General features: G+C 46.6%; 9 protein-coding genes. 8 read left to right on the top strand and 1 reads right to left on the bottom strand.

Annotated features, from left to right (window positions below; all coding sequences use genetic code 11):
* The first annotated feature begins 55 nt into the window (after nucleotides 1-55).
* The 4 genes from glsA to pyc all read left to right on the top strand — a co-directional run bounded on the left by glsA (nucleotide 56) and on the right by pyc (nucleotide 6,313).
* Nucleotides 56-985: a glutaminase A gene (gene glsA, locus ACWHAR_RS06880; RefSeq protein WP_029325894.1), complete on the top strand. Its 930-nt coding sequence runs from the start codon at nucleotides 56-58 to the stop codon at nucleotides 983-985.
* 108 nt (nucleotides 986-1,093) lie between these two features.
* Nucleotides 1,094-1,375 carry a YlaN family protein gene (locus ACWHAR_RS06875; protein WP_003154494.1) on the top strand — a complete coding sequence of 94 codons (282 nt, stop codon included), beginning with the start codon at nucleotides 1,094-1,096 and terminating at the stop codon, nucleotides 1,373-1,375.
* 204 nt (nucleotides 1,376-1,579) lie between these two features.
* Nucleotides 1,580-2,791, top strand: a complete 1,212-nt coding sequence (locus ACWHAR_RS06870) for an FtsW/RodA/SpoVE family cell cycle protein (RefSeq protein ID WP_015239798.1) — start codon at nucleotides 1,580-1,582, stop codon at nucleotides 2,789-2,791.
* 75 nt (nucleotides 2,792-2,866) lie between these two features.
* Entirely contained in the window at nucleotides 2,867-6,313 is a 3,447-nt protein-coding gene (pyc, locus tag ACWHAR_RS06865; RefSeq protein ID WP_032874805.1) for a pyruvate carboxylase, read from the top strand.
* 95 nt (nucleotides 6,314-6,408) lie between these two features.
* Here pyc and ctaA read toward each other — a convergent pair whose 3' ends face one another.
* Entirely contained in the window at nucleotides 6,409-7,335 is a 927-nt protein-coding gene (gene ctaA, locus ACWHAR_RS06860) for a heme A synthase CtaA (protein ID WP_007611205.1), read from the bottom strand.
* Nucleotides 7,336-7,678: 343 nt separating this feature from the next.
* Here ctaA and cyoE point away from each other — a divergent pair, with 343 nt between their 5' ends.
* The 4 genes from cyoE to ctaE all read left to right on the top strand — a co-directional run bounded on the left by cyoE (nucleotide 7,679) and on the right by ctaE (nucleotide 12,407).
* Entirely contained in the window at nucleotides 7,679-8,596 is a 918-nt protein-coding gene (gene cyoE / locus ACWHAR_RS06855) for a heme o synthase (RefSeq protein WP_003154486.1), read from the top strand.
* A gap of 217 nt (nucleotides 8,597-8,813) precedes the next feature.
* Nucleotides 8,814-9,884 (top strand): cytochrome c oxidase subunit II, encoded by a 1,071-nt coding sequence (gene coxB / locus ACWHAR_RS06850; protein WP_003154484.1) that lies wholly within the window; start codon nucleotides 8,814-8,816, stop codon nucleotides 9,882-9,884.
* Nucleotides 9,885-9,915: 31 nt separating this feature from the next.
* On the top strand, nucleotides 9,916-11,784 hold the full coding sequence (ctaD, locus tag ACWHAR_RS06845; protein ID WP_032874807.1) for a cytochrome c oxidase subunit I: 1,869 nt from the start codon (nucleotides 9,916-9,918) through the stop codon (nucleotides 11,782-11,784).
* The gene (gene ctaE / locus ACWHAR_RS06840) at nucleotides 11,784-12,407 is read left to right on the top strand and encodes a cytochrome c oxidase subunit III (RefSeq protein ID WP_003154482.1); all 624 of its coding nucleotides are present in this window, start codon (nucleotides 11,784-11,786) and stop codon (nucleotides 12,405-12,407) included. The genes ctaD and ctaE overlap by 1 nt, the downstream gene beginning before the upstream one ends.

Raw genomic sequence — 12,407 nt, 5'->3', positions numbered from 1 at the left:
CACTTTGCGTCGCAAATTAGATGTATACAACGGCAGCGAAGTGAGGATGATCGACATGGTATGCCGGCATTACCAAGAGCTGGACGCATTAGTTCAGGAAGCCAAAAAAAGAACCGAAGAAGGCAAAGTGGCAGACTATATTCCGGCTCTGGCTGAATCTGAACAAGACAGCCTTTCGGTCACGATTTATCATGCGGAAAATACATGTCTGACGGCAGGAGACGCCGACCGGACATTTACGCTGCAGAGCATTTCGAAAGTGCTTTCTCTGGCGCTCGTACTGATGGATTACGGAAAGGAAAAGGTGTTCAGCTGCGTGGGTCAGGAGCCGACCGGCGACCCGTTTAATTCCATGATTAAGCTTGAAACAATGAATCCGGGCAAGCCTTTAAATCCGATGATTAATGCAGGGGCTCTCGTCGTTACGGGCTTAATTAAAGGGCATTCGCCGAAAGACCGCCTGGATTACCTGCTCGGATTCATCAGAAGACTTGCGAATAATCAGGACATTACATATTGCAGCCATGTCGCGGAATCGGAATTCAGTTCATCCATGATTAATCGGGCCATGTGTTATTACATGAAGCAGTATGACATTTTTAAAGGCGATGTTGAAGAGGTCATGGATTTGTATACAAAACAGTGCGCGATTAAGATGAGCAGTCTGGATTTAGCCAAAATCGGCTGTGTATTCGCCCTTGACGGCAAGCATCCGGAAACCGGGGAGCAGGTCATTAAAAAAGATGTGGCGAGAATCTGCAAGACGTTTATGGTGACATGCGGCATGTACAATGCGAGCGGAGAATTCGCGATTAAAGTCGGCATTCCCGCTAAAAGCGGCGTTTCGGGAGGAATCATGGGCATTTCGCCGTACAACTTCGGAATCGGTATATTCGGCCCGGCGCTTGATGAAAAAGGCAACAGCATCGCGGGTGTGAAGCTTTTGGAAATCATGTCTGAGAAATACAGGCTGAGTATTTTTTGAAACATTTTTTTATCATAACATCTGCTTAAATCCTCTTGCAATTTCACCTGATACCCTTTATGATAAATAGAAGAATTAGGTACTCGCCTGGGGAACGGAGGGATACTTTTGGCTTCAGAGATTATAGTTGACCATCAGCAGAAAGCATTCGAGCTGTTGAAGTTAGATGCTGAGAAGATTTTGAAGCTGATCCGAGTACAAATGGATAACTTAACGATGCCTCAATGTCCTCTGTATGAAGAGGTCTTGGATACTCAGATGTTCGGACTGTCGAGGGAAATCGATTTTGCTGTCCGCCTGGGATTAGTTGACGAAAACGACGGCAAAGAGCTGCTGGACAGACTTGAAAGAGAACTGTCTGCTTTGCATGACGCGTTTACAGGAAAATAAATGATCAAACTCAAACTATTCAACGGTTTGGGTTTTTTTATAACCGTAAACCGTTTTTTTGCATCTTCTTTTCGTAAGACGGTCTCTTAATCTGCATTTCATCCGAAAAACTATAAAGAAACTGCGTAAATTGTTTATGAATTATAGTAAAATATAATACGCTATAGGTATTAAACGTAAGCTTTAAGCAGGAAAGAGGATGTTATGTTTAAAAGAATGTTAAAATCTTACGATTATTCATTGATATGCGCTATCATTCTGCTGTGCTGTTTCGGATTGGTAATGGTATACAGCTCAAGCATGATTACCGCCGTTATGCGTTACGGCGTGAGCAGCGACTATTTCTTTAAACGGCAGCTGTTCGCCGTCATCGCGGGGTTTGTGCTGTTTATCATCGCGGCCGTTTTTCCGTACAAAGTGTTCGCCCATCAAAAGATTCAGAAATTCATACTGCTTGCGTCAGTGGCTGCGCTTTGCGCGCTGTTTGTTTTCGGACATGTTGCCGGAAACGCGCAAAGCTGGTTTAAAATCGGCGGAATGGCCATTCAGCCGGGGGAATTTGTCAAGCTGACCCTGATACTGTACCTTGCCGCGGTATACGCAAAGAAACAAAGCTACATCGATCAGCTTTTGACGGGGGTTGCTCCGCCGGTGATCGTCACCGTAGTTATTTGTGCGCTTATCGCCATTCAGCCCGACTTCGGAACGGCAATGATTATCGGTCTGATCGCGTTTTGCGTCATTATGTGTTCGGGATTCAGCGGAAGGACCCTGCTCAGGCTGGTTCTCATGGCGGGAATCGTATTGCTCCTTGTCAGCCCGATCATCTATCTGAAATGGGACGATATTTTGACACCCGGTCGTATGAGCCGGTTTGAAAGCCTTGAAAATCCATTTAAATACGCCAGCACATCAGGCCTGCAGATTATAAATTCGTATTATGCGATCGGCTCAGGCGGTTTTTTCGGTCTCGGTCTTGGAGAAGGCATTCAAAAATACGGTTATCTGCCTGAATCGCATACAGACTTTATTATGGCGGTTATTTCAGAGGAGCTCGGCATTTTCGGAGTCCTGTTTGTCATTGTACTGCTGGCTTTTGTCGTGTTAAAAGGTTTTTATATTGCGAGAAAATGTGAAGATCCGTTCGGGAGCCTTTTGGCAATCGGGATATCCAGCATGATTGCGATTCAGACTTTTATCAATCTCGGCGGTGTCAGCGGCTTAATTCCGATTACAGGTGTTCCGCTGCCGTTTATCAGCTACGGGGGCTCATCAATGTTGTTGTTATTAATGAGCGCCGGTATATTGGTGAATGTCAGCATGCATGTCAAGTACTCAGAAAAGAAGAAAAAGAGGGAGCCCGTTCCGTCTAAGGGGGTAAAAAGACGGCAGACGGAAAAATCTGTGTATCTCTAAAAAACAAGTGTATACACAGGACGGATATTCCTTTATTATAAACTACATATTTATTAGGCCAAGGGGGAGAAAAGTTTGTCACAACAATCCATCCAAAAAGTGTTAGTAGCAAACAGGGGAGAAATTGCGATCCGGATTTTCCGGGCGTGCACAGAATTGAACATCAGAACGGTAGCCGTTTATTCAAAAGAAGATTCGGGCTCCTATCATCGCTATAAAGCGGATGAAGCTTATCTTGTGGGAGAAGGCAAAAAACCGATTGACGCGTATCTTGATATTGAAGGGATTATTGAGATCGCAAAAAGAAACGGTGTTGATGCCATTCATCCGGGCTACGGATTTCTCTCTGAAAATATCCAATTTGCGAGACGCTGTGAAGAAGAGGGCATCGTATTTATCGGACCGACGTCAGCGCATTTGGATATGTTCGGAGATAAGGTAAAGGCGAGGGAGCAGGCAGAAAAAGCCGGCATCCCCGTTATTCCGGGGAGTGACGGACCGGCTGAAACATTAAAAGATGTCGAACAATTCGCAAAAGTCCACGGATTTCCGTTTATTATTAAAGCATCGCTCGGAGGCGGAGGCCGCGGAATGAGAATCGTCCGAAGTGAAAGCGAATTGAAAGAATCGTTTGAGCGGGCCAAATCAGAAGCGAAAGCCGCATTCGGAAACGATGAAGTGTATGTTGAAAAACTGATCGAAAATCCTAAGCATATTGAAGTTCAGGTGATCGGAGATAAAGAAGGCAATGTCGTCCATCTGTATGAGCGGGACTGTTCCGTTCAGAGACGCCATCAAAAGGTCATTGAGGTGGCGCCGAGTGTATCTTTGCAGCCTGAATTAAGGGACGAAATCTGTGAAGCGGCTGTGGCGCTTGCGAAAAATGTCGGCTATATCAACGCGGGGACCGTGGAATTTCTCGTAGCGGGCGGTGAATTTTACTTTATTGAAGTGAACCCGCGCGTGCAAGTGGAGCATACGATTACGGAAATGATAACGGGGGTTGATATCGTTCAGACGCAAATCCTCGTCGCGCAGGGCTACGGACTCCACAGCCGTGCCGTCAATATCCCTGAGCAGAAAGACATTTTTACAAACGGGTATGCGATACAATCACGTGTGACCACTGAAGATCCGCTGAATGACTTTATGCCTGACACGGGTAAAATTATGGCTTACCGCTCAGGCGGCGGCTTCGGCGTCCGCCTTGATACGGGAAACAGCTTCCAGGGCGCCGTCATTACGCCTTACTATGATTCACTGCTCGTCAAGCTGTCGACATGGGCGCTGACGTTTGAACAGGCATCAGCAAAAATGGTCCGCAACCTGCAGGAATTCCGGATCAGAGGCATTAAGACCAATATTCCGTTTCTTGAAAACGTGGCAAAGCATGAAAAATTCCTGACGGGCCAATACGACACATCGTTTATCGACACAACGCCTGAGCTGTTTGTTTTCCCAAAACAGAAGGACCGCGGAACAAAAATGCTTTCCTATATCGGCAATGTCACGGTGAACGGTTTTCCGGGAATCGGGAAAAAAGAAAAACCTGCATTTGATAAGCCTCAGACCGTTACGTTAGGTATCGAAGAAAAGCCGGCAAGCGGTACGAAACAGATCCTTGACGAAAGAGGCGCTGAGGGGCTTGCAGACTGGGTGAAAGAGCAAAAATCCGTGCTCCTGACCGATACAACGTTCAGGGATGCCCATCAGTCTCTGCTTGCAACCCGGATCAGATCCAATGATTTGAAAAAAATCGCGAATCCTACGGCTGCCCTGTGGCCTGAACTGTTCAGCCTTGAAATGTGGGGAGGCGCGACATTTGATGTAGCGTACCGTTTCTTAAAAGAAGACCCTTGGAAACGCCTTGAAGATCTTCGCAAAGAAGTGCCGAACACATTGTTCCAGATGCTCCTTCGTTCATCAAATGCCGTCGGTTATACAAACTATCCGGACAATGTCATCCAAAAATTTGTCCGGCAGTCAGCGGAGTCAGGTATTGACGTATTCCGGATCTTTGACAGCCTGAACTGGGTAAAAGGGATGACGCTGGCCATCGATGCCGTCCGTGAAACCGGAAAAGTGGCGGAGGCTGCGATTTGTTACACGGGAGATATTCTTGATAAGACCCGGACGAAATATGATTTGAAATATTATCTTTCTATGGCGAAAGAGCTTGAGGCGTCTGGTGCGCACATTCTCGGGATTAAAGACATGGCCGGTCTTTTGAAACCTCAAGCCGCATACGAACTTATCTCAGCGCTGAAGGAAACGATTGATATTCCCGTTCATCTTCACACGCATGATACGAGCGGCAATGGCGTCTTTCTCTATGCCAAAGCTGTTGAAGCGGGTGTGGACATCGTGGATGTCGCCGTCAGCTCAATGGCGGGTCTGACTTCACAGCCGAGCGCAAGCGGATTTTATCATGCCCTTGAAGGGAACAGCCGCCGTCCTGAAATGGATGTCCGGCAGGTGGAAAGACTGTCGCAATACTGGGAATCCGTTCGTCAGTATTACAGTGAATTTGAAAGCGGGATGAAGTCTCCGCATACTGAGATTTATAATCATGAAATGCCGGGCGGCCAGTACAGTAATCTGCAGCAGCAGGCAAAAGGAGTCGGCCTCGGTGATCGCTGGAATGAGGTGAAAGACATGTACAGCGTCGTCAACCGCATGTTCGGCGACGTCGTGAAAGTAACACCTTCTTCCAAAGTCGTCGGAGATATGGCGCTTTACATGGTGCAAAACAATTTAACAGAACAAGATGTTTATGATAAAGGCGAAACGCTTGATTTTCCGGATTCAGTCGTTGAGCTCTTTAAAGGGCAGATCGGCCAGCCGCATGGCGGATTTCCGGAAAAACTGCAAAAGCTCGTTCTGAAAGGACAGACACCGATCACGGTAAGACCGGGTGAGCTGCTTGAACCGGTATCTTTTGAAGGCATTAAAGAAGAATGGAAAGAAACACATCAGATGGAATTGAGTGATCAGGACGCAATCGCGTATGCTCTTTATCCGAAGGTGTTTACTGAATATGTTAAAACGGCAGAACGCTTCGGTGATATTTCCGTATTAGACACACCGACTTTCTTCTATGGCATGACACTCGGTGAAGAAATCGAAGTGGAAATCGAGCGCGGAAAAACGCTGATCGTGAAGCTTGTATCTATCGGTGAACCGCAGCCAGATGCAACACGTGTCGTTTATTTCGAATTGAACGGCCAGCCGCGCGAGGTGGTCATTAAAGATGAAAGCATTAAATCGTCCGTACAGGAAAAATTAAAAGCAGATCGGACAAACCCAAGCCACATTGCGGCATCCATGCCGGGAACCGTCATTAAATTGTTAACGGAAACCGGGGCAAAGGTGAATAAAGGCGATCATCTGATGATTAATGAAGCGATGAAGATGGAGACGACGGTACAGGCGCCGTTCTCCGGGACGATACAGCAGATTCATGTGAAAAACGGTGAACCGATTCAGACAGGCGATTTACTGATCGAAATTGAAAAAGCGTAAAATGAATATAAAAAACCTGATCCGCCCCCGTGTGCGATCAGGTTTTTTATATGTAAAAAGGCCGAAGCTCTAATGCTTCGGCCTTTTCATGTGCCTCAGATGTTCCGCTGTTTTGATTCATATCGGAAGCGGGCGATTAATAATAAGAAATAGCATAAGACGCCGAACAGGCCGGCAATAAAGAGCGAATGGGCAAGTGCAAAGCCGGTGGCCATTTCTGAATAAACAACCATGATTCCGGAGAGCGCCTGTAATACAACAAAGGCAAGAGCCGCTATCCAGCCCCCAAGAATCTGTTTTTGATCTTTGTAGGAGCGCACCGCATGCGCAAAAGCGACAAGAATCCATACGAACAGAAGCAGCGCTGCCGTTCTGTGGCCCATCTGCACCCATTCCTGAAAATGAGACGGAAGCCCGTGGTTCAGCCTGCTGCAAAGCGGAACGTCAGGGCAGGCAAGGCTTGATTTCGTATGGCGCACATAAGCTCCCGTATAAACGACGATATACGTGTAAATCGAAAGGCCGATCATATGAAACTGCATTTTCCTGCCGATTCTCAGCGGCTTGACAAGCTTTTTGTCTGATTTATCAGCTTCGAATATGAGCAGCGTCAAAATCAGAACAGAAGCGAAAGAAATCAGCGATATGCCGAAATGAAGCGCCATAACGAGCGCATTTGATCCGAAAACAACCGCTAATGCGCCGAGAAGCGCCTGTAAAAATAAAAAGATAATGGACATAATGGCGAGAAAGGTTGTTTCACGGAAAACAGGCGTGACTTTTCTCCATGCCCAAAAAGCGAGACTCAGCACGAGAACGATTGAGACACCGCTTGCGAGTCTGTGGCTCCATTCAATGATAGAAGCGGCGTTAAGCTCCGGGAAAAACCGGCCGTGGCAAAGCGGCCACTGCCGTCCGCATCCGAGACCCGATCCTGTCTTTGTGACAAGAGCGCCGCCGATCAGCACGACGAGCATGACGAATGTCGTCAGCACGCCGAGCGCTTTCAAAGCTTTATTCATTTTACATTCACCTTCTTAACAAACTGGACAAAATGATATACGTACCAAGTGTAAGCGAATATGTGTTTTGTGGCAATTCTCAATTCTGTTTGTTCACAAAAATATAATAGAATCAGGACTTCTTAGATAATGGGGTTGATTATTCCAGATGGGTCTGATAGAAATAAAGTAACCGCTTTATTATGAAACCGGCGGATTTGGTAAAATTCATAAAAAGTTCACAAATAAATTCCTGTTTCTCGTTTAATATTTAAGAGGATGTTTTTTTACAGGTCATTATCTTGTATGATAGAGTTGCAGGTCTTAAAAAACCTGCTTTAGGTTTGTAAGGGAGGTTTACGTTATGGCTAATTCCAGAATTTTAAACGATACAGCTATAGACGGACAGATTGAAGAGACGACGGCATGGAAGGATTTCCTTTCGCTTATCAAAATAGGAATCGTCAATTCGAATTTAATTACGACTTTTACCGGCATGTGGCTTGCGTTACATATATCCGGTCTGAGTTTTTTAGGCAATTTAAACACCGTGCTTCTTACATTAATAGGATCATCTTTGATCATCGCCGGTTCTTGTGCGGTTAACAACTATTATGACCGTGATATTGATCATTTAATGGAACGCACGAAAGTAAGGCCGACGGTAACCGGAAAGATTCAGCCGAATCAAGCGCTGTGGTCAGGAATTTTACTCATTGCTTTAGGACTTATCATGCTTTTGATGACCACCGTGATGGCAGCAGTCATCGGTTTTATCGGCGTGTTTACGTACGTTGTTCTTTATACAATGTGGACGAAACGCCGTTATACGATTAATACGGTTGTCGGAAGTGTATCAGGCGCCGTGCCGCCGTTAATCGGCTGGACAGCGGTTGAAGGGCACATCGGTGTTGTCGCGTGGGTTTTATTCATGATTTTATTCATCTGGCAGATTCCGCACTTTTTAGCGCTTGCGATTAAAAAGACGGAAGATTACAGAGCAGCGAATATTCCGATGCTTCCGGTAGTGCACGGCTTTGAAGTGACGAAAAGACAGATTATCGTCTGGGTCGCATGCCTGCTGCCGCTTCCGTTTTTCCTCGGCAGTCTCGGTCTTCCGATCGTCATTCTCGGCACTTTGCTGAATGTCGGATGGCTTGTTCTCGGACTGATGGGATTCCGCATGAAAAACATCATGAAGTGGGCAACTCTTATGTTTGTCTATTCGCTTAATTACATGACCATTTATTTTGTAGCGATGGTGGTCTTCACGCTGTTTTAATTGAATAATGAGCTTGTTTGATCGCCAAAACAAACAATGACAACTAGTAAACGCCGCCTTGACCTTTTGTTTAATCAGGCGGCTTTGCTTTTATACATAGATGGAATTTTAAGTAAAAAATCTCATATTTTAAGAAATGAGGAAAAGAAGTATTTCGGCTGGAAGCAGTTTTACTGTTTGTGCATCTCGTACTGATTCAAAAAAGGGGTTGGGTGAAATGTTAAAGCGTTGGCGTCTTTTATCATTATTAGCCTTAGTGCCGCTTTTATTGAGCGGCTGTGGAAAACCGTTTCTGTCCACACTCAAGCCTGCCGGCGAAGTGGCTGATAAACAATATGATCTGACGGTGCTCAGCACACTTATCATGGTTGTCGTCGTTGCGGTCGTAGCAGTTATTTTCTTTTACGTCATTGTGAGATTCAGACGGTCGCGTATAGGGGAAGACACGATACCGAAACAGGTGGAGGGGAACCGTTTTTTAGAAATCACTTGGACCGTTATTCCGATCCTGCTTCTGATTATTCTTGTCATTCCGGTTGTCATCGATACATTGGCGCTGGCGGATACGTCGCCGATGGATAAGAAAAACCGTAAAGCAGAGGATGCGCTCGTGATTAATGTAAGGGCGAATTTATACTGGTGGGAATTCGAGTATCCTGATTACGGGTTTGTGACAAGTCAGGAGCTGATCGTTCCCACAGATGAACGCGTTTATTTCAAGCTGAAGTCCTCAGATGTGAAACACTCTTTCTGGATTCCGTCAGCCGGGGGAAAAATCGATACGAATACGGATAATGACAATACTTTCTTTCTGACCTTCGATTCTAAACGAAGCAAAGAAGCGGGAGAATATTTCTTCGGGAAATGCGCAGAGCTGTGCGGACCTTCACATGCGCTGATGGATTTCAAAGTGAAACCGCTGCCGTCAAAAGAATTTAAACAATGGACGAAAGCGATGAAAAATTATAAGCATACAACAGATTCCGGTTTAGCCGCGCAAGGAGAAGAGCTGTTTAAGGAAAAAAACTGCCTGAGCTGTCATGCGGTTGAGCCCAATGATAAACGGGCTGAAGCGGCAAGAACGGCTCCGAACCTCGCTACCTTCGGTGAACGGGTCAAAGTGGCCGGCATTAAGGATGCGAATAAAGAGAATATAAAAGCCTGGCTGAAAAATCCGGACAGCATTAAACCGGGCAATAAAATGACAGGCACTTATCCGAAGCTCTCGGACGCTGAAACGGATGCGCTGTATGAATATTTAAAAGGGCTGAAAGCGGAGAACAAGTGAGGACAGGGAGATATCAGGGGGGAGGTCGTAAATGATGAATACGCTTACAGTACAGCAAAGAAAAAGCTCTTTGCTTTGGGATTATTTGACGACGGTTGACCATAAGAAAATCGCGATTTTATATATGATCGCCGGGGGATTTTTCTTCGTCGTCGGCGGACTTGAGGCCATGCTTATCAGGATTCAGCTCTTGAGGCCGGGGAACGATTTTATGGGTGCGCAGCAGTTTAATGAAATTATGACGATGCACGGCACGACAATGATCTTCCTGGCGGCGATGCCGCTGTTATTCGGGCTGATGAACGCGGTTGTGCCGCTGCAGATCGGGGCGCGTGACGTTTCATTCCCATTTTTGAATGCGCTCGGATTTTGGCTGTTTTTCTTCGGAGGCATCTTTTTGAATCTGAGCTGGTTTTTAGGAGGCGCTCCTGATGCAGGCTGGACGTCGTACGCGTCGCTTGCGCTGAATTCGAAAGGGCACGGCATAGACTTTTTCGTGCTCGGCCTGCAAATATCAGGCTTAGGTACGCTCATTGCGGGGATCAATTTTCTCGCCACGATTATTAATATGAGGGCGCCGGGTTTGACGTATATGAGACTGCCGCTGTTTACGTGGACGACATTTGTGGCGTCGGCACTCATTTTATTCGCATTTCCTCCGCTCACCGTCGGTTTGGCGCTGATGATGCTGGATCGTTTGTTCGGAACGAATTTCTTTAATCCTGAATTGGGCGGCAATACGATAATCTGGGAGCATCTGTTTTGGATTTTCGGGCATCCGGAAGTATACATTTTAATTCTTCCCGCCTTTGGGATTTTTTCAGAAATCATTCCCGTTTTTGCGAGGAAACGTCTGTTCGGTTATTCGTCTATGGTCTTTGCGATCGTGCTGATCGGCTTTCTCGGGTTCATGGTTTGGGTTCACCACATGTTTACGACGGGACTCGGACCGATCGCTAATGCGATATTTGCGGTTGCGACGATGGCGATCGCGGTGCCTACGGGCATTAAAATTTTCAACTGGCTTTTGACCATCTGGGGAGGTAACGTCAAATTCACGACGCCTATGCTGTATGCCGTCGCCTTTATTCCTTCTTTCGTACTCGGGGGAGTCACGGGTGTCATGCTGGCGGCCGCAGCGGCAGATTATCAGTTCCATGATACGTATTTTGTCGTAGCGCATTTCCACTACGTCATTATCGGCGGCGTTGTGTTCGGCATCCTGGCGGGCGTGCATTTCTGGTGGCCGAAAATGTTCGGGAAGGTGCTTCATGAAACGATGGGGAAAATTTCGTTCGTCTTATTTTTTATCGGGTTTCATCTTACCTTCTTTATTCAGCATTTCCTCGGTTTGATGGGAATGCCGCGGCGCGTTTACACATATCTGCCCGGCCAGGGGCTTGATACCGGCAACCTGATCAGTTCAATCGGCGCGTTTTTCATGGCGGGCGCGGCTGCTTTACTCGTCGTCAATATTATTTATACCTCAATAAAGGGGAAATACGTCGGGAACGACCCGTGGCTGGACGGTCGTACGCTTGAATGGGCGGTCTCTTCGCCGCCGCCGGAATATAATTTTAAACAGCTTCCGTTTGTCCGGGGACTTGACCCGCTGTGGATTGAAAAGCAGGCCGGAAATGAAGGGATGGCGCCTGCAGAGCCTGTAGAGGACATTCATATGCCGAACGGATCCATCATGCCGTTTATCATATCTTTCGGGCTGTTTGTCGCAGCGTTTGGGTTTTTATACCACTCCGATTATTCATGGGGGCTTCCGGTTATCTTCATAGGGCTCGGCATCACATTCTTTACCATGCTGCTTCGCTCTGTGGTCGATGATTACGGCTATCATATTCACAAAGAAGATCTGCCGAATGATGATAAAGGGGTGAAGGCATAATGCAGCTGCAGGAAAAAATGACGGCTGAAACCTTTCCGGCTTCTCCTGAAAAAGCAACGCTGGAAGGGAAAAATAAGTTTTTGGGATTTTGGCTGTTTCTCGGCGGGGAAACGGTTCTGTTCGCCTCGCTATTTGCAACATTCCTTGCTTTGCGGGAATCTAAAGCCGGAGGGCCGTCAACGGCTGAGATGTTTGAGCTGCCGATCGTATTTATCGCGACGATGCTTCTTTTAACGAGCAGCTTAACGAGTGTGTATGCGATGTATCATATGAAGAATTTCTCCTTTAAAAAAATGCAGGTGTGGCTTTTGGTTACCGTTTTATTGGGAGCAGGATTTTTAGGGGTGGAAATCTATGAATTTATGCATTACACTCACGAATTCGGCTTTACCATTACAAGCTCTGCGCTCGGCTCAGCGTTTTACACGCTCGTCGGCACACACGGAGCACACGTGGCGTTCGGGCTGTTGTGGATCAGCGCGCTGATGATCCGGAATGCGAAAAGAGGGCTCAGCCTTTATAATGCGCCGAAATATTATGTGGCCAGCTTATATTGGCATTTTATCGATGTCGTGTGGGTCTTTATCTTTACCGTTGTATATTTGATGGGGATGGTGGGATAA

This window comes from Bacillus sp. LR--39, from assembly GCF_053613335.1.
The sequence above is the reverse complement of the archived record's forward strand: the minus strand, read 5'-3'. Positions and strand labels throughout refer to the sequence as shown.

Coding starts and splice junctions, on each gene's coding strand:
- glsA (WP_029325894.1), top strand. CDS start 56: ATGGTATGCCGGCATTACCAAGAGCTGGACGCATTAGTTCAGGAAGCC.
- ACWHAR_RS06870 (WP_015239798.1), top strand. CDS start 1,580: ATGTTTAAAAGAATGTTAAAATCTTACGATTATTCATTGATATGCGCT.
- ctaA (WP_007611205.1), bottom strand. CDS start 7,335: ATGAATAAAGCTTTGAAAGCGCTCGGCGTGCTGACGACATTCGTCATG.
- cyoE (WP_003154486.1), top strand. CDS start 7,679: ATGGCTAATTCCAGAATTTTAAACGATACAGCTATAGACGGACAGATT.
- coxB (WP_003154484.1), top strand. CDS start 8,814: ATGTTAAAGCGTTGGCGTCTTTTATCATTATTAGCCTTAGTGCCGCTT.
- ctaD (WP_032874807.1), top strand. CDS start 9,916: ATGATGAATACGCTTACAGTACAGCAAAGAAAAAGCTCTTTGCTTTGG.
- ctaE (WP_003154482.1), top strand. CDS start 11,784: ATGCAGCTGCAGGAAAAAATGACGGCTGAAACCTTTCCGGCTTCTCCT.